The sequence below is a fragment of the Massilia sp. Se16.2.3 genome (assembly GCF_014171595.1).
Lineage (GTDB): Bacteria > Pseudomonadota > Gammaproteobacteria > Burkholderiales > Burkholderiaceae_D > Telluria.
In genome coordinates this window covers 902,746-929,370 of the sequence record NZ_CP050451.1, presented here as the reverse complement: position 1 = coordinate 929,370, position 26,625 = coordinate 902,746, and the positions used below count along the sequence as shown (strand labels likewise).

Below are 26,625 nucleotides of genomic sequence, written 5' to 3'. Positions count from 1 at the left end.
GGCCCCCACGGGCTTGACCGGCAAGGGCGCCGCGGCCCGGGCCGGATGCTTACTTCTTGCCGAACTCCGGATCGATTTTCACCAACCCCGCCATGACGAAGGCGGGAATCGTCGCCAGGCAGGTCCAGATGAAGAAGTTTTTATAGCCGAGATATTCCTGCAAGGCACCGCTCCACATGCCCGGCACCATCATGCCCAGCGCCATCAGGCCGGTGCAGATCGCGTAGTGCGCCGTCTTGTGCTCGCCATCGGACACCATGATCATGTACAGCATCATGGCGGTGAAACCGAAGCCGTAGCCGAACTGCTCGACGGTGAGGAAGGCGCAGATGACGTAGAAATTCTGCGGCTGCGCCTGCGACAGGTAGACGAAGACCAGGTCCGGCAAGTGCACCGCCAGCACCATCAGCCAGAGTGCGCGCTTCAGGCCGATACGGGAGATCAAATAGCCGCCGGCCAGGCCGCCGATGGTCAGCGCAATGATGCCGACGGTGCCATATGCCAGGCCGTACTGGGTGGTGGAGAGCCCGAGGCCGCCCTTGGCGAGAGAGTCCTTCATGAACGGTGCCACGAGTTTCAGCAGTTGGGCTTCACCGAGGCGGAAAGTCAAAATGAAACCGACGATCAACCAGATGTCCCGCTTGCGGAAAAAGGCGACGAAGGTGCCGAAGAAATCGCCGAGCGGGTTGGCGCCACGCTTGATCGCGTGATCGCTGTCGGGGCGCGGCAGCACGAAGGCGTGCCAGATGCAGGCGGCGGTGAAGATGGCGGCAAGCACGAAGAAGGAAATCGACCAGGCCTGGTGCTTGCTGCCGAGATACCCCGTCAACAACCCCGCCAGGATCGGGATCTGGCCGCCGCCGACGATCGTTGCCAGTCGATAGAAAGTGCTGCGCACGCCGACGAAGGCCGCCTGGTCCTTCTGGCGCAAGCCGAGCATATAGAAGCCGTCGGCCGAGATGTCGTGCGTGGCCGAGCTGAAGGCCATCACCCACATCACCGCCAGGCTGATCATGAAGAAGGAGGGCAGGTTCAGCGCGAAACCGAGCCCCAGCAGGGAAGCGGCCACCACGGCCTGCAGCAGGATGGTCCAGCGGCGCTTGGTGCCGAGCATGTCGACGATCGGCGACCACAGCGGCTTGATGACCCAGGGCAGGTAGAGCAGGCTGGTATAGAAGGCCATCTCGGTATTCGAGACACCCAGGTCGTTGTACATGACCGTGGCCAGGCTCATCGCCACGACATAGGGAATGGCCTGGGCAAAATACAGCGAGGGCACCCACAGCCAGGGAGTTTTTGCTTGAGACGTTTGCATAAGGCTTTCGTGATCGGGCAAGCGCGGCGAATCAGGCCAACGGCAAACCGGCCATGGCCCGTTTTAACCGGCCAGGGCGAGGCGTACGCTGCCGTGCGTCGCTTCCAGCAAGGCTTTTGCCTGCTCGACACCTGTTTGTCTGGACAAGGCCACGATCGCGGTCTTGACGTGGAAATCGCATTCTTCCAGCACCGCGCGGGCAGCGGCCTCGTCGGCACCGGTAGCGAAGGCCGTGAGGCGGATCGCACGCTGCACCAGCTTGGCGTTGGTCGCCTTCAAGTCTACCATCAGGTTGCCATAAACCTTGTTCAAACGCACCATCAAGGCGCTCGAAAAAGTGTTCAAGGCAATTTTTTGCGCCGTGCCCGCTTTCAGGCGGGTACTGCCGGAAATGATTTCCGGGCCAGTGTCGAGCGTCACGCCGATCTCGGCCTCGTTCGCCACCGGGGCGTCGACATTGTTGGCAAAGCCGATCGTCAGGGCGCCGAGTTCACGCGCGGCGCGCAGGGCACCCAATACATAGGGCGTGGCGCCGGAAGCGGCGATCAGCAGCACCACGTCATCGGCATTCACGCCGGCCGCGCACAGGTCGGCCGCGCCCTGCTCCAGGTCGTCTTCCGCGCCCTCGACGGCAACGAACATCGCCTCGTTGCCGCCGGCCAGCAGGGCGACGGCTCGCTCGTGCGGCCAGGAAAAGGTCGGATACAGTTCCACGCTGTCGAGCAGGTCGAGGCGGCCAGAGGTGCCGGCACCGACATACACCAGGCGCCCGCCCGCCTCCATGCGCGGCAGCGCGGCCGTGACGGCGGCGGCCAGGCGGGGGCGGCGACGCGCACCGCATCGGCCGCAGTGCGCTGATCGTCCACCAGCGCATTGACCAGCTCCACGGTCGGGTACTGGTCGAGCAGGGCGTGGTCCTGGGCTGGGGTTTCGGTCTTCAGCATGGCGGAAATGGTTCTAACGGAATGATTGACAAAACCAGTGTAATACCAATTGACTAACATCTTCCATGAAAGGAAGGCCCGTCATTATTCCGAAAAGTTATGCGGCGCCTGCTCGTTGACTTCAGCCCGGAGCGCGGCGCAGCTCGGCCACGAAATCGTAGTAATCGCTGCGGCAATAAGAATGCGTCAGTTCGACGGCCACCCCCGATTCCAGATAGCCGACGCGGGTAATGAATAGTACTGCCTGCCCTTCCGGCACGCCCAGGCGCGCAGCGAGTTCTTTTGATGCATTCATGGCGCGGATGTGCTGCAGGGCGCGCACCGGCATCTGGCCGCTGCCGTCCAGGTAGGCATACAGCGAATGGGCCACTTCCTGCGGTCGCGGCAGCACGCTGGCGGGAATGACGCTCGTTTCATAGGCCATGACGACCTCGTCGGCCAGGCGCAGGCGGGCCAGACGCGCCACCCGCGCGCCCGGCGACAGGCCCAGCGCCAGCTGCTCGTCGGGGTCGGCCGCGGCGACCTCGCGTTTCAGCCAGTGCGAGTTCGGGGTATAGCCGCGCTGCTGCAACTGCTCGGAAAAAGCTCGACAGGTTCGACAACGGCTGCTCGATACGCGGTGCAATATAGTTGCCCGAACCGCGGCGGCGCACCACCAGGCCCTGCTCGACCAGCTGGTCGATGGCTTTTCGGGCGGTCACGCGCGAGACGCCCTGCTGCTCGGACAGGGTGCGCTCCGAAGGCAGCGCCTGGTCGGCCTGGTAGCGGCCCTCGCGCACGTCCTGGGTCAATTTGCGCGCCAGCTGCATGTACAGCGGCGAATTGTCGTTGGCATCGACCTTGAAGTCGGTCATTGGCTTACTCATGTTCTGGTGGCGGTGCTGTGCCCAAGTGTACGGCAGCCCGGCAGCTGCGACCGTAGAATGTTGCAGGCGCATCGTCCGGATGCGCCCGCCGCGGCAGCATAACAAAAGCTTATGCCGCGTTCACGCCATTTCATTGGGAGGCGCGGGCAACGCGTCGTATGCTCGACCGGCCCAGGCGGGCGCCAACTCGGGGGACAGATGAACGGAAGCAGGAGAGCACTGCTCGGACTTGCATTGCTGGGCGGAATGGGGCCGGTGCTGGCGGCTGCGCCGGCCTCCGGCAAGCGCAGCGGTTTCGCCCGGCTCGACGCGGAGCTGGCCGCCATCGCCGCCGACCCGGCATGCGAACTGGCCAGCCTGTCGGTGCTGGCCATCCGCGCCGGCAAACCGGTGTATGCGCGCGCCTTCGGCCGCCGTCGCATCGGCGGGCCTGGCGAAGCCGATGCCCCCGCCACGCCCGATACCCTGTACCGCATCGCCTCGGTTTCGAAAATGATGACGACGTTGGGCCTGATGCGCCTGGTCGAGGCGGGCAAGGTCAAGCTGGACGAGGACGTTTCCCAAGCGCTCGGTTTCAGCCTGCGCAACCCGCACTTCCCCGACCGCCCCATCACCCTGCGCCAGTTGCTGACCCACACGTCCTCGTTGCGCGACGACGCCGGCTATTCCTTCCCGGCCGGTACCCCGCTGCGCGATTTCCTGATGCCTGGCGGCCCGCTGCATGGGGAGGGCCGCATGTGGGCAACGCGGCCGCGCCCGGCGCTTATTTCACGTATTGCAATCTCGGCTGGGGCATCATCGGCACCCTGATGGAGCGCGTGGCCGGCGCGCGTTTCGACCGCCTGATGCGGCAGCTGCTGCTGGCGCCGCTCGGTCTGGAGGCCGGCTACAACCCGGCCGAACTGGCGCCGGCGGCACTCGGTAACCTTGCCACCCTGTATCGCAAGCGCACCGTCGACACCGAAGTGTGGGATGCGAATGGTCCCTGGATCGCCCAGGTCGACGCTGTTCGTCCCCCACCGCCCCCGCCTGGCCTCGAACGCTACGTCCTCGGCGAGAACGCGACCCCGTTCAGCCCGACCGGCGGCCTGCGCATCTCGGCGCGCGAGCTCGGCACCGTGATGCTGATGCTGATGAACGGCGGCCGCCATGGCAACCAGCGCATCCTGCAGGCGGCCACGCTCGAGCGCATGTTCACACCCGGGTGGCGCGCCGATGGGCAAAATGGCGACACCCTGCATGGCCTCTTCAAGGTCTGGGGCCTGGGCAATGCCCAGTTCCCGGACGAACCGGGGCGGCGCCTGGTGGAAGGTTTCGACGCCGTCGGCCACCTCGGCGACGCCTATGGCCTGCGCTCGGTGTTCGCGCTGGACCGGGAGCGCCGCAACGGCCTGATCGTGCTCGTCGGCGGCACCTCGGCCGATCCGGAAACGCAGCAAGGGCGCTATTCGGCACTGGCGCGCTTCGAGGAGCAGATCTTGAGCAGCATGTTTCGTCACGCCATTGCCGGCTGATGCAGGGGGATGGCCGGCAGAACGCACATGACTGCCGGTTATGAGGTGGGCTGCCACTTTCATTGGCGGGCGATACGGTCTTGCACCTAAGCTCTTCCCTGGTGCGGGTACCCACGTCGGTCAACAACAATAAAGTGTCGGGATGCAGCGAGGAATCCAGCAAAACATGTCGCAAGCAAGGGAACAGGTGGTCGTCATCGGCGGCGGCGTCGTCGGCCTGAGTTCGGCCTGGTGGCTGCTCGAAGCGGGCTTCGGCGTGACCGTGGTCGAGCGCGCAGCCCAGGTGGCCAGCGGCGCCAGCTATGGCAATGGCGGCCAGCTGAGCTACCGCTATGTGTCGCCGCTGGCCGATGCCGGCGTGCCGCTGAAGGCGGTCGCCTGGCTGTTCCAGAGCATGGCCCGCTGCGCTTCAGGCCCGAATTCGACCTGCGCCAGTGGACCTGGCTGGCACGCTTCCTCGGCCAGTGCACGGCCGCGGCCAACCGCCGCACCACGGCCAAGCTGCTGGAACTGGGAGAACTGTCGCGCACCGGCATGCAGCAGCTGGGATCGATCGTTTCCCCAAGCGACTTTGCCTGGCGCGACGCCGGCAAGCTGGTGGTGTACCGCTCGGCCAAGGTGTTCGACGCGGCGGCCCGTAAAGCCAATGGCGGCGCCATCTGGAGCGCGGCCGAATGCGCCGAACGCGAACCGGCCCCGGGCGCGGCGCGCCACCTGCTCGCGGGGGGCATCCATAACGCCGGCGAGGCGGTGGCCGACTGCCATGCCTTCTGCACCGCGCTGGCCGCGCGCATCGGGGCACATCCCCGTTTCAGGGGCTTCATCCAGGCCGAGGTAGTCAATATTGCCGCCACCGGTGGGCGCGTCGTCGGCCTCGATACGACGGCCGGCGCCATCGGCGGCGATGCCTTCGTGCTGGCGGCCGGCATCGAAAGCCGCCACCTGGCCGCGCACCTGGGTGTCAAGCTGCCCCTGTACCCGCTGAAAGGCTACAGCCTGACGGCGCCGATCCGCACCACCGACACCGCGCCGCAGATCAGCGTGACCGATTTCGAGCGCAAGGTGCTGTATGCGCGCATTGGCGACAAGTTGCGGGTGGCGGCGATGGTCGACATGGTGGGCGAAGACCTGCGATTGAATCCGAAGCGCATTGGCAGCCTGACCCGGCAGGTACAGGAAACGATGCCGCACGCGGCCGACTACAGCCAGGTATCCGCCTGGGCCGGCCTGCGCCCGGCAACCCCGAACAGCGCCCCGATCATCGGCGCTTCTCCCCTGTCGAACCTGTGGCTGAACGTCGGCCACGGCCCCCTCGGTTTTACCTTCGCCGCCGGCAGCGCGCGCATACTGACCGACCTGATGCTGGGAAAGGCGCCGCCCTTCGCGCTCGACATGCTGGCGCTGCAGCGCTGAAGCCGGCCGCGCGGCGCGGTACATGCCGCAATTGCGGCCACCGCTGGGCGGATCGACTATGATGGTGTCGAAATGACACAACGATCGCCGAGCCCATGAACCAGTTCACCCTGCAGCAAAAATTCTTCCTGTTACTGCTGACCCTCGTCACCCTCGCCTTCGGCTGGATCCTGCTGCCGTATTCCGGCGCCGTGTTCTGGGGCGTGGTGCTGGCGATCCTGTTCGCGCCGCTGTACCGCTGGCTGCTGCGCAAGACCGGGCACAAGCCGACGCTGGCGGCCCTGCTCACGCTGCTGTCGATCATCGTGATGGTGATCCTGCCGATGTCCCTGATCGGCGCCTCGCTCGTCAAGCAGGCGCTGGCGATCTACGCCCAGGTCGGTTCCGGCCACATCGATTTCGGTGCCTATTTCCAGCGCATCGTCAGCGCCCTGCCCGACTGGGTCATTGGCCTGCTGGAACGCTTCGAGGTCACCGACTTCGCTTCTCTCCAGCAAAAACTGTCCGAAGGCGCCACCCAGCTGAGCCAGACGGCGGCGCGCCAGGCCGTCAATATCGGCCGCAATACCTTCGACTTCCTGGTCGGCCTGACGGTGATGCTGTATTTGCTGTTCTTCCTGCTGCGCGATGGCCAGTCGATTGCCGGGCGCATCCGCCAGGCTTTTCCATTGACCCAGTTTTACAAGCAGCGCCTGTTCAATAACTTCACGACCGTCATCCGTGCCACCGTCAAGGGCAACGTGCTTGTCGCCGCGGCCCAGGGCGCGCTCGGTGGACTGATCTTCTGGTTCCTGGATGTGCAGGCGCCGCTCCTGTGGGCGGTGGTGATGGCCTTCCTGTCGCTGCTGCCGGCGGTCGGCGCGGCCATCGTCTGGGCGCCGGTGGCGGTGTATTTCCTCGTCACGGGCGCGGTCTGGCAGGGCGTGGTGCTGATTGCCTTCGGCGTGATCGTGATCGGCCTGGTCGACAACCTGCTGCGTCCGCTGCTGGTGGGCAAGGACACGAAGATGCCGGACTACCTGGTACTCCTGTCCACCATCGGCGGCATGGCCCTGTTCGGCCTGAACGGTTTCGTGATCGGCCCCCTGATTGCGGCACTGTTCATCGCCTCCTGGGACCTGTTCGCCTCGGCCGAGGAGTTTCACCAATGAGAGCGCCCAACAAAAACTCCATAGCTGCGTTGCAGCGTCTCGCCGTACAGGTGTACTGTCTTCGCCGCTGCGCCTTGCCATGAAGGTTTTGTCAGGCGCTCCAGGTCTTCCCTCCCGCTGCTGCCGGCGGGCAAGGATAAATCCTGCGGGGAACATCAAACTATGACATGATGCGGCTCGCGAGCAGCTCAGCCGCAGCAATCCTGTTCATCTACCCTATTGTTCCGTACGGTCCCGGCCCACACGATCCCGACATGTCGCTCGACCTTCCGCTGCCACCCTCCGGTCTCGACCAGCAACCCAGTTCCGACACCCGCTTCCGGGAATTGTTCGAGCAGGCGCCCACCAGCTTCCAGATCCTGGCACCCGATGGCCGTACCCTGCGTGTCAACCGCGCCTGGGAAGAGCTGTGGCAGATCCCCAGGGACTCGGCACTCTGGCACCTCGTCCACAGCGCCGACTACAACGTCCTGACCGATCCCCAGTTGCTGGACAACGGGGTCGCCGACTACCTGAAACGGGCAATGGCCGGGGAATCGGTCGTCATCCCGGCGAACCACTACGACGTCGTCGCCCTTGGCGGCAGCGGGCGGGCGCGCTGGGTGACGGCGCGTGCCCACCCGATCAAGGACAGCGCAGGGCGCATCCTCGAAGTCTTGCTGATGCATGAGGACATCACCGACCGCGTCAAGGCCGAGCAGGCGCTGCGCATCCGCGAAGAGCGTTTCCGCTCGCTCGTGATGGCCACTTCCCAGACCGTCTGGACCACTACCGCGGACGGCCGCGTGCTCGAGGATTCGCCCACGTGGCGGGCCCTTACCGGCCAGACCTACGACGAGTGGAAAGAGTACGGCTGGCTGGACGCGCTGCATCCGGACGACCGTGAACAGACCCGCCGCATCTGGCTCCACTGCGTCGCGCGGCGCGACGTCTTCGAGACCGAATACCGCCTGCGCCAGCCCGACGGCAGCTACCGCTGGACCGCCGTGAAGGGCATCCCGATCATCGACACCGACGGCAGCGTGCGCGAATGGATCGGTGCCAACAAGGACATCCACGAGATGGTCATGGCCCAGGCCGAGCTGGCCGAGCGGCTTGGCCGCGAGCAGCACCATTCGGCCCTGCTGGCCAAGGTGGCGCAAGCCTCGCGCACCCTGGGCAGCGCCCTGTCGAGCACGGAAATTGCCGACGGCCTCGTCGAGGAAGTGCGCGCCATCCTGCGCGTGCACCAGGCGGTGGTCTCGCTGACCGAGGGCGACAACCGGACGCAGGCAATCAACGCGGTCTCGCTGTCCGACAAGTATGCAAGTTACCGCGGCTATCGGGCGCCGACCGAGGGCACCGGCATCTATGCCGAGGTCTGCCGCACCAACCGCGCCATGCGCCTGACCCAGCAGGAACTGGAAGCCCATCCGGCCTGGCGCGGCTTCGGTGCCCATGCCGGCGAGCACCCCGCCATGCGCGGCTGGCTGGCCGTGCCGCTGATCGACCGCACGGGGAAAAATATCGGCCTGATCCAGGCATCGGACAAGATCGAGGGCGAGTTCACCGAACAGGACGAAGCGATCCTGGTGCAACTGGCCTCGATCGCCGCGAACGGTTTCGAAAACGCGCGCCTCTACAGTTCGTTGAAAGAACAGGACCTGCGCAAGGACGAATTCCTCGCCATGCTGGCCCACGAACTGCGCAACCCGCTGGCGCCGATCGCCTCGGCCGCCGAACTGCTGAAGATCGGCATCGCCAGCGAGGACCGGGTGCGCCGCTCCAGCGAAGTCATCAGCCGGCAGGTGAAACACATGACCTCGCTGGTCGACGACCTGCTCGACATTTCGCGCGTCACCCGTGGCCTGATCCAGCTGGAAAACGTTCCTGTCGACATCGCGGCCATCGTGCACAGCGCCGTCGAGCAGTCGCGCCCCCTGGTCGAGGCGCGCGAACACGCCCTCGTGATCGCGCCCGCCGATGCCGGCGTGGAGGTGATGGGCGACCCGAACCGCCTCGTGCAGGTAGTGGCCAACCTGCTCAACAATGCGGCCAAGTACACGCCGCGCGGCGGGCGCATCGTGCTGACGGTCGAACGCGACGACAAGTTCGTGCACATCCGCATCCAGGACAACGGCATCGGCATCGATGCCAGCCTGCTGCCCCATGTGTTCGACCTGTTCACCCAGGCCGAGCGCACCCCCGACCGCTCGCAGGGCGGACTGGGCCTGGGCCTGGCGCTGGCCAAGAGCCTGGTCGAACTGCACGGCGGTAAGGTAGAGGCGACCAGTCCGGGCCTGGGCAAGGGCAGCACCTTCACCGTGCGCCTGCCGCGCCACACCCAGGAACTGCCTTTGATCGTGGCGCAAACCTCGGGCCACGGCGCCGCCGTCAAACCGCTGAAGGTGCTGCTGGTGGACGACAACCTCGACGCCGCCCATACGCTGCAGCTGTTCCTGCGCGCGTCATGCCGACACCACAGACCTCCGGCGCCTGCCCTTGCGGCGGCGCCTCGCTTGCCGCCTGCTGCGGTCCCTATATCGCAGGCACGGCGCTGCCGCCCACGGCCGAAGCGCTGATGCGCTCGCGCTATACCGCCTATACCCAGCGCAACGAAGCCTACCTGCGCGCCACCTGGCACCCGAGCACCAGGCCGCAAGACGCGATCCTCGATCAGGACGAGAAGCTGCGCTGGCTCGGCCTTGAGATAAAATCTGCTTTACGTTTACGTCAACGTAAAGCAGAATTGCCGGATCATCCAGATAGCGATCGAGACAGCGATCGGGCTACGGTGGAATTTGTCGCCCGCTTCAAAGTGGGTGGTCGTGCCCACCGGCTGCACGAAGTAAGCCGCTTCCTGCGCGAAGCCGATCCGATTCTCGGCGGTACGCCGCGCTGGTTTTATCTGGACGGCACTTTCCCCGAATAAAAACCCGAGCAAGACCCGAGTACGCATACACAGAGGACGGCAATGCCCCACATCGAGAGCAAACTCAACCCGCGCAGTGAAGACTTCAAAGCGAACGCGACGGCCATGCAGGCCATCGTCGACGATCTACGTGCGAAAGTGGCGGCAATCGCCGAAGGCGGCGGCGAAGCGGCGCGCGCCAAGCACGTCGCCCGCGGCAAGCTGCTGCCGCGCGACCGCGTGCAGATGCTGCTCGATCCGGGTACGCCCTTCCTCGAGTTTTCGCAGCTGGCCGCCTACGACATGTACGACAATGCGGCGCCAGCGGCCGGCATCATCACCGGCATCGGCCGCGTCGCCGGCCAGGAATGCGTGATCGTCTGTAACGACGCCACCGTCAAGGGCGGCACCTATTACCCGATGACGGTCAAAAAACACCTGCGTGCCCAGGAAATCGCCGAGCAGAACAACCTGCCCTGCATTTATCTCGTCGACTCGGGCGGCGCCAACCTGCCGAACCAGGATGACGTCTTCCCGGACCGCGACCATTTCGGCCGCATTTTCTATAACCAGGCCAATCTCTCGGCAAAAGGCATCCCGCAGATCGCCGTCGTCATGGGTTCCTGCACGGCCGGCGGCGCCTATGTTCCCGCCATGAGCGACGAGTCGATCATCGTCAAGGAGCAAGGCACGATTTTCCTCGGCGGCCCTCCCTTGGTGAAAGCGGCGACCGGCGAAGTCGTCAGCGCCGAAGACCTGGGCGGCGGCGACGTCCACACCCGCCTGTCCGGCGTGGTCGACCACCTGGCCCAGAACGACCTGCACGCGCTGTCGCTGGCCCGTACCATCGTCTCGAACCTGAACCGCACCAAACTGGTGCAGGGCGCGACCCGCGAAAGCGTGGAGCCGGCATACCCGCCGCAAGAGCTGTATGGCGTCATTCCCGTCGATACCCGCAAACCCTTCGATGTGCGCGAAGTCATCGCGCGCGTGGTCGACGGCAGCGAATTCGACGAATTCAAGGCGAGATACGGCACCACCCTGGTATGCGGCTTCGCCCACATCTATGGCGTCAAGGTCGGCATCATCGCCAACAACGGCATCCTGTTCTCCGAATCGGCCTTGAAGGGCACCCACTTCATCGAGCTGTGCTGCCAGCGCAAGATTCCATTGGTCTTCCTGCAGAACATCACCGGTTTCATGGTCGGCCGCAAGTACGAAAACGAGGGCATCGCCCGCAACGGCGCCAAGATGGTGACCGCTGTCGCTACCGCCTCGGTGCCGAAGTTCACCGTCATCATCGGCGGCTCGTTTGGTGCCGGTAACTACGGCATGTGCGGCCGCGCCTTCTCGCCGCGCTTCCTGTGGATGTGGCCGAACGCGCGCATTTCCGTGATGGGCGGCGACCAGGCGGCATCGGTGCTGGCCACCGTGAAACGCGACGGCATCGAGGGCAAGGGCGGCCAATGGAGCGCTGAAGAAGAAGCCGCCTTCAAGCAGCCGATCAAGGAACAGTACGAGCACCAGGGCCACCCCTATTACGCCAGCGCGCGCCTGTGGGACGACGGCGTGATCGATCCGGCCGACACCCGCATGGTGCTGGGACTGGGTCTCTCGGCGGCGCTGAACGCGCCGATCGAAGAGACCAAGTTCGGCGTGTTCCGGATGTAAGGACGAGAGAACAATGAGCATGGATTACCAGACCCTCACCATCGCGATCACCGACAAGGTGGCGACTGTCACCCTGAACCGCCCGGAGCTGCGCAACGCCTTCAACGAGACCGCCATCGCCGAGCTGGCACTGGCCTTCGACGAACTCGGCAGGAATGAGTTGGTGCGCGCCATCGTCCTGGCCGCGAACGGCCCGGCCTTTTGCGCCGGCGCCGACCTGAACTGGATGAAGAAGATGGCCGGCTATTCGCACGAGGAAAACCTGGCCGACGCCGCGCGCCTGGCCGACATGCTGCGCACGATTTACCTGTGCCCCAAACCCACGGTGGCCAAGGTGCAGGGCGACTGCTACGCCGGCGGCATGGGCCTGGTGGCGGCCTGCGACATCGTGGTGGCCGCCGTTGGAGTAAACTTCTGCCTGTCCGAAGTCAAGCTGGGCCTGATCCCGGCGACGATTTCGCCGTACGTGATCAAGGCGATGGGCGAGCAGGCCGCGCGCCGCTACTTCCTGACGGCCGAGCGTTTCGACGCTGCAAGCGCTGCGCGCATGGGGTTCGCGCACGAGGTGGTGGAACCGGATGCGCTCGACACGACCGTCGCCGCCCTCGTGAAAGCGCTGGTGACGAACAGCCCGAACGCCGTGGTGGAAGCAAAAAAGCTGGTGCGCGAAGTGGTGAACCTGCCGGTCACCGATGCGCTGCTGCAGGACACGGCCGCGCGCATCGCGGCGATCCGCGCGTCGAGCGAAGGACGCGAGGGCGTGGCCTCCTTCCTGGACAAGCGCAAGCCGTCCTGGCTGAACTGACGAAGTATTGGATTCATTTTGAAGCAACAGACCTCCTCCGACTGGATTGCCCGCAGCCTGCGCAGCGTCTGGCACCCGTGCACGCAAATGCAGCACCACGAAGAGGTGCCGCTGATCGCGGTCAGCCATGCCAAGGGCGCGTGGCTATACGACCACGAGGGCGGGCGCTACCTCGACGGCATCAGCTCGTGGTGGGTGAATTTGTTCGGCCACGCCAACCCGCGCATCAACGCGGCCCTGAAAGACCAGCTCGATAAACTCGAGCACGCGATGCTGGCCGGCTTTACCCACGAGCCGGTGGTCGAGCTGTCGGAGCAGCTGGCCGCCCTCACCGGGCATGCGCTCGGCCATGCCTTCTACGCCTCCGACGGCGCCTCGGCGGTCGAGATCGCGATGAAGATGAGCTTTCATACCTGGCGCAACGCCGGCTACCCCGACAAGCAGGAATTCGTCTGCCTGCAGGGCAGCTACCACGGCGAGACCATCGGCGCCCTGTCCGTCACCGACGTCCCGCTGTTCAAGGACGCCTACGGCCCGCTGCTGCGCGCCTCGCACGTGGTGGCGTCCCCGGACGCGCGCAACGCCGTTGAAGGCGAATCGAGCCAGGACGTGGCACGCCGCGCACTGAAGGATGTCGAGCGCCTGTTCGAGGAGCGCGGCAGCAAGATCGCGGCAATGATCGTCGAGCCGCTGGTGCAGTGCGCGACCGGCATGGCGATGTACGACCCCTTGTACCTGGAACTGCTGCGCGAGCTGTGCGACAAGCACCACGTGCACCTGATCGCCGACGAAATCGCGGTGGGCTGCGGCCGTACCGGCACCTTCTTCGCCTGCGAGCAGGCGGCGATCTGGCCGGACTTCCTGTGCCTGTCGAAAGGCATCAGTGGCGGCTACCTGCCCTTGTCGCTGGTACTGACCACCGACGAGATCTACCAGGCCTTCTATAGCGAAGACATCACGCGCGGCTTCCTCCATTCGCACTCCTACACCGGCAACGCGCTGGCCTGCCGCGCCGCGCTGGCGACGCTGCAGATCTTCCGCGACGACGACGTCCTCACACGCAACCGCGAACTGGCGACCAAGCTCACCATCGCGCTTGCGCCCCTGGCCGAGCACGAGGCGGCGCACCACTTTCGCCAGCGCGGCATGATCTTCGCGTTCGACGCAATCGAGGCCGATAGCACGCGCGCGGCCACGTTTGCGCGCCGCTTCTTCACGGCGGCGCTGGACAACGAACTGCTGCTGCGCCCGATCGGACGCACCGTCTACCTGATGCCGCCCTATATCCTCGGCGAAGAGGAAATCGACCTGGTCGGCGTGCGCGTCAAGTCGGTGTTCGACGCGGTGATGGCAAAGTGAGCGCGGGCCCGGCCATGAACCTCATCGACAGCGTCCAGCGCAAGCTGGCGGACCTGGAAGCGCAGAGCCTGACGCGCAGGCGCCGGGTGGCCGACACCGCTGCGCGCCGCTGCAGGTGGTCGACGGGCGCGCCGTGCTGGCCTTCTGCAGCAACGACTACCGGGCCTGGCCGCGCATCCGCGCGTGACCGAAGCGCTGCGCGAAGGCGCCCAGCTGTATGGCGCCGGCAGCGGCGCCTCGCACCTCATCAGCGGCCATAGCCGCGCCCATGCCATCCTCGAGGAACGCCTGGCCGAACTGGCCAGCCCGCATATCGAGGACGCCCGCGCGCTCTATTTCAGCACCGGCTACATGGCGAACCTGGCGATGCTGACCGCGCTCGGTGCCGATGCCGATGCCACCATTTTTTCGGAGGCGCTGAATCACGCCTCGCTGATCGACGGTGCGCGCCTGGCACGTGCGCAAGTCTCGATCTATCCCCATGGCGACGTCGCGGCCCTGGCGGCGCAGCTGGCCGCCAGCAGCGCCACGACAAAAATCGTCGCCACCGATTCCGTCTTCAGCATGGACGGCAACCTGGCGCCCCTGCGCGAATTGCTGGCGCTGTGCGAACGTTACGGCGCCTGGCTGGTGGTGGACGATGCCCACGGCTTTGGCGTGCTCGGTGCCCGGGACGCGGCGCGCTGGAACACCTCGGCCTGCGCTCGCCGCAGCTGGTCTACATGGGCACCCTCGGCAAGGCCGCCGGCGTGTCCGGGGCCTTCGTGGCCGCGCATGCGAGCGTGATCGAACTGCTGGTGCAGCGCGCCCGCCCCTACATCTACACGACGGCCTCGCCGCCGGCGCTGGCGCACGCGCTGCTCACCAGCCTGGACATCATCACCAGCGACGAGGGTGCAGCATTGCGCGCGCACCTGGCTTCGCTGGTCGAGCAGCTCGGCAACGAACTGGCGCTGCGGCGCTGGCAGCGGCCGGCATCGAACACTGCGATCCAGCCGGTCATCATCGGCGCCAACGACGAGGCCCTGCGGGTGGCGGCCGCGCTGTACGGACGCGGCCTGTGGGTGCCGGCGATCCGGCCGCCGACGGTGCCTGCCAATACGGCACGCCTGCGCGTGACGCTGTCGGCCGTGCACACCCACGACGAGGTCGCGCGCCTGGCCGGCGCATTGAACGAACTGGAAGGAGCGTGATGAAGAATTTGAACGAACCCCAGGAACCGGTCGAGACGGCCGCGCTGCCGCTCGCGCAAACGAAACCGGCGGTGACGGCGGTCCCGTCCTGGTACCAGCGCTCGCCGCCGAAGGCCTGCCATCGCGCTTTTGCTGTTTCGTCACCGGCACCGATACCGAGATCGGCAAGACCCTGGTCTCGAGCGCGATCCTGCATAAACTGGTCGAGCGCGGCCGCCGTGCCTGCGGCATGAAGCCGGTTGCCGCCGGTGCCGAACTGCGCGACGGTGAACTCCACAACGAGGACGCCGACATGCTCGCGGCCGCCGGTAACGTGCACCTGCCGCCCAATATCACGACGCCCTTCATGCTGCGCGAGCCGGCCGCGCCCCATATCGCGGCCGCCCTCGAAGGCGTGACGATTACCGCCGTGCCGATCATCGCGGCCTATGCCGAGATCCTGGCCGCGTCCGACGCGGTCGTGGTCGAAGGCGTGGGCGGCTTCCGCGTGCCCTTCAACGACGATTTCGACAGCGCCGACCTGGCCGCGCAGCTGAATTTGCCGGTCATCCTGGTCGTCGGCATGCGCCTGGGTTGCATCAGCCATGCGCTGCTCACGGTCGAGGCGATCGTCGCGCGCGGCCTGGTGCTGGCCGGCTGGGTCGCCAATGCCGCCGACCCCGACATGCGCTTTTTCGACGAGAACATCGAGGCGCTGTCTGCCCGAATCCCGGCCCCGCTGCTGGGAGTCGTGCCGCGCCTCGAACAAGCTAGCGCCGCCAACGCGGCCCGATTCATCGATCTCGCGGGACTGCCGGGCTGGCCGTCGACGCGCGGTCCCGTTACCAAGGAATGACCTCATGAACGCACCCCAGACCATCGCCCTGCACCGCCCGACCGCGCCGATCACCGAGCGTCCGAACGCCACCTGGCCGCTGGCCGACGTGATGGCCCTGTTCGAACTGCCGTTCAACGAACTGATGTTCCGCGCCCAGCAGGCGCACCGCGCCCACTTCCCCGACGGCGACGTCGAACTGGCGACCCTGCTGTCGATTAAAACCGGCGGCTGCGAGGAAGACTGCAGCTACTGCCCGCAGGCAGCGCGCTACGACACCGGCGTCGAAGCCAAGAAAATCCTCGACATCGACACCGTGCTCGACGCCGCGCGCCAGGCGAAAGCCAGCGGCGCCACCCGCTTCTGCATGGGCGCCGCCTGGCGCAGCCCGAAGGAGCGCGACATGGCCAAGGTCGAGGAAATGGTGCGCGAAGTGAAAGCGCTCGGCATGGAAACCTGCGCCACCCTCGGCATGCTGGAAGAGGGACAAGCCGAACAGCTGAAAAACGCGGGCCTGGACTACTACAACCACAACATCGACACCGCGCCGGACTTCTACAACAACGTCATTTCGACGCGCGAATACCAGGACCGTCTCGATACCCTGGGCCGCGTGCGCCAGGCCGGCCTGAAGGTCTGCTGCGGCGGCATCGTCGGCATGGGAGAAACGCGCGAGCAGCGCGCCGGCCTCCCGGTCCAGCTGGCCAACCTGAACCCGTATCCGAGTCCGTCCCCGTGAACCACCTGGTGCAGGTCGAAGGCACGCCGCTGCACGGGCTCGACCCGCTCGATCCGCTCGAATTCGTGCGTACCATTGCCGTGGCGCGCATCACCATGCCGCAGGCGCGCGTACGCCTGTCGGCCGGCCGCCGCCAGCTGGGCGAAGCGGTGCAGGCGATGTGCTTCATGGCAGGCGCCAATTCCATCTTCTATGGCGACAAGCTGCTCACCACCGGCAACCCGGAAGCGGAAGACGACCGCGCGCTGCTGGCGAAACTGGGCCTGAAAACCCGCTCGGCCACGCTGGAGTCGGCGCCGAAGGAAGCCTGCGGCTGCTGAGCGACCAGCAAAAGCGGCTGCGGAGCCGCTTTGCAGCGCTTGAACCCCTCTTCACCAACACGAAAAACGATAAAGCGAGACCAACGCATGTTCAGCAAAATCCTGATCGCCAACCGTGGCGAAATCGCCTGCCGTGTCGCCGCCACCGCGCGCCGCATGGGCATCCGTACCGTCGCCGTGTATTCGGAAGCGGACGCCGGATCGAAGCACGTTGCGGTCTGCGATGAGGCCGTGCTGATCGGCCCCGCCGCCGCCAAGGAAAGCTACCTGCGCGGCGAGAAGATCATCGAAGTAGCGAAAGCCACCGGCGCCCAGGCGATCCACCCGGGCTACGGCTTCCTGTCCGAGAACGCCGAGTTCGCGGAAGCCGTTGCCGCCGCCGGTCTCGTCTTCATCGGCCCGCCGGGCTCCTCGATGCGCGCGATGGGTTCGAAGTCTGCGGCGAAGCAGCTGATGGAAGGCGCCAACGTGCCGCTGGTGCCGGGCTACCACGGGGACAACCAGGATCCGCTTTTTCTTAACGCCCAGGCCGACCGCATCGGCTATCCGGTGCTGCTCAAAGCCAGCGCCGGCGGTGGCGGCAAGGGCATGCGCGTGGTCGAGCGCAGCGAGGACTTCGTCGCCGCGCTGGCCTCCTGCAAGCGCGAAGCGATCAGCTCCTTCGGCGACGACAAGGTGCTGGTCGAAAAATACCTGATCCGCCCGCGCCACATCGAAATCCGGTGTTTGCCGACACCCGGGCAACTGCGTCTACCTGCACGAGCGCGACTGCTCGGTGCAGCGCCGTCACCAGAAGGTGCTGGAAGAAGCACCGGCCCCTAGCATGGCGCAGGACCGCCGCGCGGCGATGGGCGAAGCGGCCGTGGCCGCGGCGCGCGCCGTCGGCTATGTCGGCGCCGGCACGGTGGAGTTCATCGCCAACCAGGACGGTTCGTTCTACTTCATGGAGATGAACACGCGCCTGCAGGTCGAGCATCCGGTGACGGAAATGATCACGGGTACCGATCTGGTCGAATGGCAGCTGCGCGTGGCCGCGGGCCAGCCGCTGCCGAAAAAGCAGCATGAACTGGGCATCCACGGCCATGCGATCGAGGCGCGCATCTACGCCGAGAATCCGGAAAAAGGTTTTCTTCCATCGATCGGCACGCTGCGCCACATGGACACGCCGAACGCCGTGAGTTTCGAGCTGGGCGGCGTGGCGGGCGTGGCGCCGGCTGCCGTGCGCATCGATTCGGGCGTGCGCGAAGGCGATGCGATCTCTCCGTTCTACGACCCGATGATTGCGAAACTGATCGTCTGGGGCGCCGACCGCACGCAAGCGCTGGCGCGGCTGTCGCAGGCGCTCGCCGAATTCCAGATCGTGGGCCTGGCCACCAATATCGCCTTCCTGAAGCGCCTGGTCGAAGGCGAGGCCTTCTCGACGGCCGATCTGGACACCGGCCTGATCGAGCGTAATGGCGCCACCCTGTTCCCGCCATCGAAAGCGGCGCCACACGGCGCGCTGGCCCTGGCCGCCGTGGCGCTGATCGAGGCCGAAAAGGCGCGCTCGAGCCGCGCATCGAACCATGCCGCCGACCCGTGGGGCCAGGCGCAAGGCTGGCGCCTGAACGGCGACTACCGCCGCCAGTTGTCCTTCGCCGACGAGCATGCTGCCAGCCTCGAAGGCGGCGCCTACCAGGTCGGCGTGACCTATCATCCGCAGGGCTGGGAGCTCGACATCGACGGCAGAAAGCAGCCCTTGACGGTCAACGGCCGCGAGGGCAGCATGCTGTCGATCCGCCTGGGCGAGCAATCCATGCACGGCACCGTGCGCCGCGACGGCGATTTGTTCCATGTATTCACGGGGGGCGAGCATGTCGCGCTTGCCTATAACGACCCGATGGCCCATGCCGGCGAGGCAGAGGCCGCCGGCGGCCGCCTGACCGCGCCGATGCCGGGCAAGGTCGTCGCCGTGATGGTGGCGGCGGGCCAGGAAGTCAAGAAGGGTACGCCGCTGGTCATCATGGAAGCGATGAAGATGGAGCACACCATTGCCGCGCCTGGGGACGGCCTGGTGGAAGAGGTGCTGTACGCGGTGGGCGACCAGGTAGCCGACGGCGCGCCGCTGCTGGCCTTCAAGGCTGCCTGATGCGCGTCCTGCTGTACCGTGGTGATGGGCAGATCGGTCCCTGGGCCGAGGATTTCGCGCGCGCCCTGCCCGGCGCCGAGACCGTCGGCTGGCAGGAAGGCGATACGCTCGGCGCCTGCGATTACGCCGTGCTGTGGAGCCCCTCGCCCAACCTGCTGCCGCAGCTGGCAGGACTGAAGGCGATCTTCCTGATGGGCGCGGGAGCGGACGCGGTGCTGAAATTCGGCGACGCCCTGCCCGCCGTGCCGATCGTGCGCCTGGGCGACGCCGGCATGGCGATGCAGATGGCGGAATACGTCACCTGGGCACTGCTGCGCTACTTCCGCCGCTTCGACGAATACGAGGAGCAGCGCCGCCACGGCCTGTGGTCGCCGCTGCCGGTGTACCGCAAAGAAGATTTTACGGTGGGCGTCATGGGCATCGGCAAACTGGGCCTGCCGGTGGTGGAGGCGCTGCGCGCCTTTGGTTTTCCGGTGCGCGTCTGGAGCCGCACGCCCAAGGAAGTGACGGGAGTCGCCTGCTATGCCGGCCTGGATGCGCTCGACGACTTCCTGCGTGGCACCCGGGTGCTGGTGTCGCTGCTGCCCTTGACGAGCGAAACGAACAACCTGCTCGACCGCCGTCGCCTGGCAACGCTGCCGCAGGGGGCGTATCTGATCAACGTCGCGCGCGGCGCCCAGGTGGCCGAGCCGGACCTGCTGGCCCTGATCCGCGCGAAACACATCGCCGGCGCCACGCTGGACGTGTTCCGCAACGAGCCGCTGCCGGCCCAGCACCCGTTCTGGGACGAGCCGCGCATCACGATCACGCCGCACATCTCCGCCGTCACGCTGCGCGAGGAAGCGGTGCTGCAGATCGTGGATAAAATCGCCGCGTTCGAAGCGGGCCGGCCGGTCGCGGACATCGTCGACCGCGCACTGGGATATTAAGCAGATACTGAACGATACCGAGGAGTCGACATGAACAGCCAAGCCACCCTGCCGAAGAAGGTCAAGATCGTCGAAGTCGGTCCGCGCGACGGCCTGCAGAACGAGAAGGACACCATCAGCGCCCAGGTCAAGATCGAACTGGTCGACCGCCTCACGCGTGCCGGCTTCGTCAATATCGAGGCCGCCTCCTTCGTGTCGCCGAAATGGGTGCCGCAGATGGCAACGAGCACCGAGGTGATGGCCGGGATCGCCCGCAAGCCCGGCACGATCTATTCGGCGCTGACCCCAAACATGCAGGGTTTCGAGGCGGCGCTGGCAAGCCGGGCCGACGAAGTCGTGATCTTCGGCTCGGCCTCCGAAGCCTTCTCGCAAAAGAACATCAACTGCTCGATCGCCGAATCCATTGCCCGCTTCGAGCCGGTGGCAAAGGCGGCGAAAGCGAACGGCATGCGCCTGCGCGGCAGCATCAGCACGGCCTTCGGTTGCCCCTACCAGGGCGAGGTGCCCCTGGCATCCGTGGCGGACGTGGTGCGCCGCATGCGCGACCTCGGTTGCGACGAGATCGACATCGCCGACACCATCGGCGTGTCGACCGCGCGCAAGACGCAGGAAGTGATGCTGGCGGCAAGCCGTGAATTCCCGCTGCAGCAGTTGTCCGGCCACTTCCACGACACCTATGGCCAGGCGCTGGCGAACATCTACGCCAGCCTGGAAGTGGGCGTGCAGATCTTCCACTCGTCGGTGTCCGGCCTGGGCGGTTGCCCCTACGCGAAAGGCGCCACCGGCAACGTCGCCACCGAAGACGTGATCTACCTGTTGAATGGCCTCGGGATCGAGACGGGAATCGACCTCGACCAGGTGGTCGATGCCGGCCAGTTCATTTCAGGCGTATTGGGACGCAAGGGTTCCAGCCGCGCGGGGAATGCGCTGGCGGCGAAACGGGCGGGTTGAACCGGCATCGTAGGGCAGGCGGGTTCCCCGCCTACGCGGTGATCGCCAACGGTTCCAACGCGGCGATCGATGATCTTGACGATAACGATCACCGCGTGGGCGGAGCCCACCCTACGTACCGGCAATGTCCATGAAAAAAAAGGCGAAAACGAAAAAAGCCGACAACTTTCGCTGTCGGCTTTTCTCTTAATACTGGTCGGAGTACAAGGATTCGAACCTTGGACCCCCTGGTCCCAAACCAGGTGCGCTACCGGGCTGCGCTACACTCCGAAGACACGCATCATAGCGGCTGGGACTCATCCGGTCAAGGTCGGGTTTTCATTTTGTGGAATTTTCTTACGTCGGGGATGAAAGCATTGTGAAACTGGCAGCAGGGAGTGGCATCGCGCCCGAAGAACAAAGCAACTGGTCGAACCGACGCATCGCGGCCGGGATCGCGGTCTCGCTGGCGCTGCACCTGCTCGTGCTGAACCTGCAGCGCAGCGCGCCACCTGGCGAACCCGCGGCGCCGGCGCGTCCGCTCGCGGTGCGCCTGCGGCCGCCTCCCCAGCCGCTGCCTGCGCCACAGGTCGAGGCAGCGCCGCCCCGCGGCCGGCTCCGTCTTCAGCGCGGCGTACGCAGCCGCAACGGCCGCGTCCCGTGATCGCGGTCGATCCCGTACCTACGCCGGCGCAGCCCGATGCGTTCACGGTGCGGCAGGCTCCCGAATCGCCAACCGAGGCGCCAACCGATGTGCCGCGTTTCGACCCCGACGCGGCGCGCAAGATGGCACGCTCGCTGGCCAACATGAAAGATCCCGCCAAGGAAGGCACGGCCATCGGCCAGTTCCCGGAAAAAGCCGCTGGAGACGGAAAGCCGGGCAGCGCGCGCGATCGGCGCGGCCAAGCGCCCCCTGTGCAAGGATGGCCTGCCGGGCGGCTTGCTCGGCCCGCTCCTGATCCCGGCGGACAAGAAGGACAGCGGCTGCAAGTGGTAGGCGCCGCGCCAGCGCGTCAGAAGTAAAAAGGTCGACACCAGCTGCCAGCGGCGCCGATCCGGCAGCACGCCGTATTCGCTGCGCTCACGGCCGCCGTTGTACTGGAACTGCAGGGCCAGGTCGGCGTGCGTCCAGTGGTAGCGCCCTTCCAGCCAGGCCAGGCCGCTGCGGTCGTCGAGGTTATGGCGGCGCATCAGCGTCAGGTCGAGGTGCCTGAGCCCGGCGTCCTGCCAGCTACCGTAAAAGAACAGCGCACGCCGGGTAGGCAGGTCCAGCCGGTCGCGCATCAGGGTGCGGTAGCGGCTGTAGTCGACGAGGGACCCGGCGCGCAGCGCGTCCCAGCCCGCGCGGTCGGGCGCCCAGCCGTTGTATTCGGCTTCCAGCGTGAGCGAGAGCTTGCTGCGCGTCGTGTAGGTCACGCCGGCAGCGGCCTTGTTGGCGTAGCGGGCGGGTCCGGCCACGCCGAACAGCTCCGCTTCCCAGGTCGGCGCGCGCCCGCCCGACCATTCGAGATTGAGCACGGCCGCGTCGCTCAGCAGCGCACTGAGATTCATGCCCAGTTGCGGCGATCGTCCCTCTTCCTTGAACAGCAGCCATTGCGGCGTGATGCGCGCTCCGAACTTCTGGCTCGCGCTCACCAGCCAGCGTTCGCTGCCATTGGTGGCGCCGGCGTCGAAGGCGAATGGGGCGCCGCTGGGACGGTCGCCAAGCTTGGGCGAATACAGGGCCGACAGCGATCCGCTGTCCCACAATACCTGCCCGCGCAGCATCACCGTGCCAAGCCGGTTCTTGCGCACCGTGTCGGGATCGGCCGAGGTGATCGCGCGCACCGCGTTGCGCTTGAAATAATCGGTCGGGTTGTAGCCGGTGGCCACGCCCTGGCGCACGTTGATGCGGCCAAGGTCGACGATGGTGTTGGGTGTGTTCTGCCAGCTGATACTGGCTTCCTTGAGCGTATTGACCGCGTGGTGCCCGGCCTCGGTGCGGCGCCCGAAGACGTCGAGGCGGTTGGCAAGGACGACGCGCCAGCCCGGTGCCACCACCTTGTCGAAGCGCAGGTCGACGGTGGCGCGGCGGTCGCTGTAGCTGCCGCTGCCGTCGCGGGGTTCGGCAACTACCCCTGCAGCTTCCAGCGCGACCTGCCAGTCGCCGGCCTTGCCCTTTTTCATCGGGCGCGGCGTCGGCCAGCGCCAGCGCCGCCAGGTCGGTGTCATCGCGCGTGTCGGGCGGCGCACCGGCATGTGCCGGCCCGGCCAGCAGCGCGGCCGCCATCATGAAAACCAGTTTCATCGCGGCTTATGGCCGGAAGCGCGGCAGGTAATCGCGCTGCAGCCAGCTGTCGGGAATGTCGCGCCAGGCATAGTCGGCAAAGCGCATCACTGTCACCCAGCCCGGATCGAGGCCGTCGATGATGACGGTCTCGGTCGGGCGTTCCTGGCCCAGCTGGGCCTTGTAGTGGCGGTAATAGGCGGTTTTCAGCAGGCGTCCACTCGCCGTATAGAAGCGTGCCTTGATCGGCCGGCTGCTGGCCTTGTCGACCCACATCTCGATGCGTTCATAGGTGACGTCCGGGGCGGCGGCGCGCAAGTCCAGCTTGTAGCTGGCACGGGGCTTCTTTTCGCCGTCGGCCACTTCTTCTTCGCCGGCCAGCGTCGCCTGGTAATCCTTCGACAGGTTGACCGTGACGACGTCGCCGTTCGCCGCCTGGCCCAGCAGGCGCTGCTGCGGCGAGATGCGTACGCTGGCGCTGGTGGACGGGTCGAAGAACCACAGATCGTTGCCGTTCTTGAGCATCAGCTTGTTGGCATCGCGCGCCGGCGTGACGAAGCGGATCAGGTTATTGAACTGCCCGCTCGCCGGGTCAGCCTTCGAATACACCGCCAGCACATTGCTGTCGGTCTGCTTGCCGGCGCGGTATTCGATCAGCGTGGCGTTCATGCTGAACGATTTTTCCGGGTTGCGGATCTTGTCGCTGGCCGCCAGGATCGCCTGGGCAGACGGCGTTTCGGCGGCTGCGACGGTGAGGGCGGCGCCGCCCAGGAGGGCGGCCACCGTGAACAGAGTAGGCAAGTTCATGCGGGGACTTTCTCAAACATGACGCAGGGCGTCGACGATGTTCAGGCGCGAAGCGCGGTGCGCGGGCAGCCAGGCGGACAGGGTGGCCACCAGCATCAGGCCGATGCCGGTGCCGATGATCATCGGCGTTTCGCCCCAGACGCTCAGTTGCAGCGGCATCGGTTCGACCCGTCCCGGCGGCGTCCGGGTAAAGCCGCTGTGGTTGATCAGCCAGGCCGCGCCCAGGGGCCGCGACCACGCCGACCAGGGCGCCGATCGAGCCGAGCAGCACGCCTTCGCACACGAACAGGCGACGGATGCCGCTGTGGCGCAGGCCGATGGCGCGCAGGGTGCCGATTTCCACGGTCCGCTCGACCACCGCCATGCTCATCGTGTTGCCGACGGTGAACAGGACAATGGCGCCGATCAGCAGCGAGATGAAGCCGAAGATGGCGGCGAACATGTCGGTGGCCTGGCCATAGAAGGGGTTCAGGGTGGCAAATTCCAGGATGTCGAGATTGCGGCCCTTGAAGTGTGTCTCCAGCAGTTCGCGCAGGCGTGCCTGGGCCGCCGGCATCTGGCTGGTGTGCTTGAGCTGCACCATGACGGCGGTGGCACGCGGGGTCTCGTTGCCGTACACGAGGCGCTGGGCCTGCTCCAGGTGCAGCGCGACATGGACGTCGTCGAGTTCCTTGATGCCCTGGTCTTCGGCTTTGACCACCTGCAGCGCGGCGACGTTGGGCGCACCATGCGCGTTCGCCGCCAGCAGTTCGATGCGGGCCTGCCCCTCGGCCTTCGGCGCCGGCCCTTCCAGTGCCGCCAGCGATGCGATGTCGGACGGGGTGTCGGAAGGCGTCCCGGCCGCGGCGGCTGGACGAGTCTGGCCCGTCTGCTCGCAGCGGCCGACCTTCAGCGGCTCGCACAGCTGCAGTACCCGCGCCACGCCCGTGCCGATGACGGCCGCCTCAGGACTGGTACCGGTCAGGCCGAGCGGCTCGCGCCGGAAGTCGAGCGCATAGTCGTTCCACCCGCGCATGCGGTTCTGGTCGTCGACGACCACGCCGGCGCCCAGCACGGTGCGCGACACGCCCGCCGCGAAATTGCCTGCGATGCCGCCCAGCTGCAGGGTCGGCGTGACCACCTCGATCATGGGCGCGAGCACCGGGTCGCGCCGCACCACATCCATCACCTGCTGGTAGTTCTCGATGCCATAGGCGGCCGGGTTGCCGGTGCCGTACACAAAATAATCCTTGTGCTGGATCTGCAGGTGGCCGCTGCGCTGCACGTAATCCGTCTGCAGGCCGTAGTTGATGTTGGTGCTGTAGCCGCCGAACAGCAGCACGGCGCAGGCGCCGATGGTCATGGCCAGCAAGGTCGTGAGAGAACGGCGGCGGTTGCGCATCAGGTTGCGCAGGGCGAGGATCAGGGTCTTCATGCGACGCCTTTCAGGGCCAGCCGTTCGACCGCGGCGATGCGGCCGTCGCGGATGGTGACGACGTCGTCGGCTTCGGCCAGCACCTGCGGATCGTGGGAGGAAAAGACGAACGACACCGCGTGCTCGCGCTGCATGCTGCGCATCAGGGCGATGATGGCGGCGCCGGTGTTGCTGTCGAGGTTAGCGGTGGGCTCGTCGGCCAGCACCAGCTTGGGCGAGGCAGCCAGGGCCCGTGCGATGGCGACGCGCTGGCGCTGGCCGCCGGAGAGCTGGCCCGGCAGGTTGTTGCCGCGTTCGGACAGGCCGACCGCGTCGAGCAGGCTGCGCACGCGTTCGCGCCGGCGCGCTGCGGACATGCCCGTCAACAGCAGCGGATACTCGACGTTTTCATAGGCCGACAGCACCGGCAGCAGGTTGAAGTTCTGGAACACGAAGCCGATGTGGCGCGCACGGAAGTCGGACAGGGCGTTGTCGTCCATCGCAGCTACCCTCTCGCCGGCGACGACGATGTCGCCGCTGTCGGGACGGTCGATGCAGCCGATCAGGTTCAGCAAGGTGGTCTTGCCGCTGCCCGAGGCGCCCGACAGCACGGTAAACCGGTTGGGGCGGATCTCGAGGTGGATGTCCTGCAGCGCCGGCACGCCCACGGTATCGAGGTAATAGGTCTTGTTTACGCCGCTGAGGCTGACGCAATGGGCGGCGTGGCTCATGGATGCACCACCTTGGGCGCACCCAGGCCGAGCAGCCAGGCCAGCGCGTAGCAGGCGCAGGCCAGGCCGGTGAGCGCGACCGGCACCACGAAGAAGAACTGGATCGACAACAGCAGGGACACCAGCGCCACCAGGATGTTAAAGCCGAGCACCGGGGTGCGCAGCGCCGCCGCCATCGAGGCCGCCTTCACGAACAGCATCGTGACCGCGCCATAGCTCATCAGGAGCACGCCCATCATGATCGAAAAGCCCTGGTGGAACTGGTACAGGTTCGCCACCGTGCCCGGCATGGCGATGGCAAAACCCTTCATCGAATCGATCATGGCCTGCTGGGCCGGGGTGACCGGCGCCAGCAGCGCGGTGGCCAGATGGCCGGCGCCGACCAGCACCAGCGCCGCCGAGCCGCTCATGTACAGCAAATGTCGTAAACGCATCGTGTTCCTTGTC

The 26,625-nt window shown here is 66.3% G+C and carries 18 protein-coding genes, 1 tRNA gene and 7 pseudogenes; 17 read left to right on the top strand and 9 right to left on the bottom strand.

Annotated features, from left to right (window positions below):
* Nucleotides 1-49: 49 nt before the first annotated feature.
* The 3 genes and pseudogenes from G4G31_RS04415 to G4G31_RS04405 form a co-directional block, all read right to left on the bottom strand.
* Entirely contained in the window at nucleotides 50-1,315 is a 1,266-nt protein-coding gene (locus G4G31_RS04415) for an MFS transporter (RefSeq protein ID WP_182990459.1), read from the bottom strand.
* Nucleotides 1,316-1,378: 63 nt separating this feature from the next.
* A pseudogene (locus G4G31_RS04410) lies at nucleotides 1,379-2,259 on the bottom strand (N-acetylmuramic acid 6-phosphate etherase).
* 121 nt (nucleotides 2,260-2,380) lie between these two features.
* Nucleotides 2,381-3,125: pseudogene (locus tag G4G31_RS04405) on the bottom strand (GntR family transcriptional regulator).
* Between the two features lie 234 nt (nucleotides 3,126-3,359).
* On the opposite strand from G4G31_RS04405, the gene G4G31_RS25180 reads away from it, so the two are divergent.
* The 16 genes and pseudogenes from G4G31_RS25180 to G4G31_RS04335 all read left to right on the top strand — a co-directional run bounded on the left by G4G31_RS25180 (nucleotide 3,360) and on the right by G4G31_RS04335 (nucleotide 21,002).
* Nucleotides 3,360-3,935 (top strand): serine hydrolase, encoded by a 576-nt coding sequence (locus G4G31_RS25180; RefSeq protein WP_229425348.1) that lies wholly within the window; start codon nucleotides 3,360-3,362, stop codon nucleotides 3,933-3,935.
* Nucleotides 3,863-4,639, top strand: coding sequence for a serine hydrolase (locus G4G31_RS25175; protein ID WP_229425347.1), 777 nt, complete (start codon nucleotides 3,863-3,865; stop codon nucleotides 4,637-4,639). Before G4G31_RS25180 ends, G4G31_RS25175 begins: the two co-directional genes overlap by 73 nt.
* Before the next feature lie 142 nt (nucleotides 4,640-4,781).
* Nucleotides 4,782-4,940, top strand: a pseudogene (locus G4G31_RS25170) (FAD-dependent oxidoreductase); the annotation flags it as partial.
* 233 nt (nucleotides 4,941-5,173) lie between these two features.
* A complete protein-coding gene (locus tag G4G31_RS04395) occupies nucleotides 5,174-6,052 on the top strand; it encodes an FAD-dependent oxidoreductase (RefSeq protein WP_229425346.1) in 879 nt (292 codons plus the stop codon).
* Between the two features lie 95 nt (nucleotides 6,053-6,147).
* On the top strand, nucleotides 6,148-7,203 hold the full coding sequence (locus G4G31_RS04390; RefSeq protein WP_182990458.1) for an AI-2E family transporter: 1,056 nt from the start codon (nucleotides 6,148-6,150) through the stop codon (nucleotides 7,201-7,203).
* 254 nt (nucleotides 7,204-7,457) lie between these two features.
* Nucleotides 7,458-9,764 (top strand): ATP-binding protein, encoded by a 2,307-nt coding sequence (locus G4G31_RS04385; RefSeq protein ID WP_182990457.1) that lies wholly within the window; start codon nucleotides 7,458-7,460, stop codon nucleotides 9,762-9,764.
* Complete coding sequence (locus G4G31_RS04380; protein ID WP_182990456.1) at nucleotides 9,653-10,114, top strand: YchJ family protein; 462 nt, start codon at nucleotides 9,653-9,655, stop codon at nucleotides 10,112-10,114. The genes G4G31_RS04385 and G4G31_RS04380 overlap by 112 nt, the downstream gene beginning before the upstream one ends.
* Before the next feature lie 42 nt (nucleotides 10,115-10,156).
* Nucleotides 10,157-11,764: a carboxyl transferase domain-containing protein gene (locus G4G31_RS04375; protein WP_182990455.1), complete on the top strand. Its 1,608-nt coding sequence runs from the start codon at nucleotides 10,157-10,159 to the stop codon at nucleotides 11,762-11,764.
* A gap of 19 nt (nucleotides 11,765-11,783) precedes the next feature.
* Nucleotides 11,784-12,569 carry an enoyl-CoA hydratase/isomerase family protein gene (locus G4G31_RS04370; protein ID WP_182991671.1) on the top strand — a complete coding sequence of 262 codons (786 nt, stop codon included), beginning with the start codon at nucleotides 11,784-11,786 and terminating at the stop codon, nucleotides 12,567-12,569.
* Between the two features lie 18 nt (nucleotides 12,570-12,587).
* Entirely contained in the window at nucleotides 12,588-13,928 is a 1,341-nt protein-coding gene (gene bioA / locus G4G31_RS04365) for an adenosylmethionine--8-amino-7-oxononanoate transaminase (protein ID WP_182990454.1), read from the top strand.
* Nucleotides 13,929-13,942: 14 nt separating this feature from the next.
* A pseudogene (gene bioF, locus G4G31_RS04360) lies at nucleotides 13,943-15,121 on the top strand (8-amino-7-oxononanoate synthase).
* A gap of 88 nt (nucleotides 15,122-15,209) precedes the next feature.
* Entirely contained in the window at nucleotides 15,210-15,956 is a 747-nt protein-coding gene (gene bioD, locus G4G31_RS04355; protein WP_308622193.1) for a dethiobiotin synthase, read from the top strand.
* A 4-nt stretch (nucleotides 15,957-15,960) separates the two neighbouring features.
* Nucleotides 15,961-16,994 (top strand): annotated as a pseudogene (bioB, locus tag G4G31_RS04350) (biotin synthase BioB).
* Nucleotides 16,995-17,081: 87 nt separating this feature from the next.
* Nucleotides 17,082-19,122, top strand: a pseudogene (locus tag G4G31_RS04345) (biotin carboxylase N-terminal domain-containing protein).
* Entirely contained in the window at nucleotides 19,122-20,051 is a 930-nt protein-coding gene (locus tag G4G31_RS04340) for a glyoxylate/hydroxypyruvate reductase A (protein ID WP_182990453.1), read from the top strand. The pseudogene G4G31_RS04345 and the gene G4G31_RS04340 overlap by 1 nt, the downstream one beginning before the upstream one ends.
* 30 nt (nucleotides 20,052-20,081) lie before the next feature.
* Nucleotides 20,082-21,002 (top strand): hydroxymethylglutaryl-CoA lyase, encoded by a 921-nt coding sequence (locus G4G31_RS04335; RefSeq protein ID WP_182990452.1) that lies wholly within the window; start codon nucleotides 20,082-20,084, stop codon nucleotides 21,000-21,002.
* 193 nt (nucleotides 21,003-21,195) lie between these two features.
* On the opposite strand, the gene G4G31_RS04330 is transcribed toward G4G31_RS04335, so the two are convergent.
* Nucleotides 21,196-21,272: transfer RNA gene (locus tag G4G31_RS04330), tRNA-Pro, on the bottom strand.
* Nucleotides 21,273-21,360: 88 nt separating this feature from the next.
* On the opposite strand from G4G31_RS04330, the gene G4G31_RS04325 reads away from it, so the two are divergent.
* Nucleotides 21,361-21,645 (top strand): hypothetical protein, encoded by a 285-nt coding sequence (locus G4G31_RS04325; protein WP_182990451.1) that lies wholly within the window; start codon nucleotides 21,361-21,363, stop codon nucleotides 21,643-21,645.
* On the opposite strand, the gene G4G31_RS04320 is transcribed toward G4G31_RS04325, so the two are convergent.
* The 5 genes and pseudogenes from G4G31_RS04320 to G4G31_RS04300 form a co-directional block, all read right to left on the bottom strand.
* Nucleotides 21,606-23,192 (bottom strand): hypothetical protein, encoded by a 1,587-nt coding sequence (locus G4G31_RS04320; RefSeq protein WP_182990450.1) that lies wholly within the window; start codon nucleotides 23,190-23,192, stop codon nucleotides 21,606-21,608. The two genes, G4G31_RS04325 and G4G31_RS04320, sit on opposite strands and share 40 nt — an antisense overlap.
* 82 nt (nucleotides 23,193-23,274) lie before the next feature.
* Nucleotides 23,275-24,054, bottom strand: a complete 780-nt coding sequence (locus G4G31_RS04315; RefSeq protein ID WP_182990449.1) for an outer membrane lipoprotein-sorting protein — start codon at nucleotides 24,052-24,054, stop codon at nucleotides 23,275-23,277.
* 12 nt (nucleotides 24,055-24,066) lie between these two features.
* Nucleotides 24,067-25,468, bottom strand: a pseudogene (locus tag G4G31_RS04310) (ABC transporter permease).
* Nucleotides 25,465-26,178 (bottom strand): ABC transporter ATP-binding protein, encoded by a 714-nt coding sequence (locus G4G31_RS04305; RefSeq protein WP_182990448.1) that lies wholly within the window; start codon nucleotides 26,176-26,178, stop codon nucleotides 25,465-25,467. The pseudogene G4G31_RS04310 and the gene G4G31_RS04305 overlap by 4 nt, the downstream one beginning before the upstream one ends.
* Nucleotides 26,175-26,612: a hypothetical protein gene (locus tag G4G31_RS04300; protein WP_182990447.1), complete on the bottom strand. Its 438-nt coding sequence runs from the start codon at nucleotides 26,610-26,612 to the stop codon at nucleotides 26,175-26,177. The genes G4G31_RS04305 and G4G31_RS04300 overlap by 4 nt, the downstream gene beginning before the upstream one ends.
* Nucleotides 26,613-26,625 lie beyond the last annotated feature (13 nt).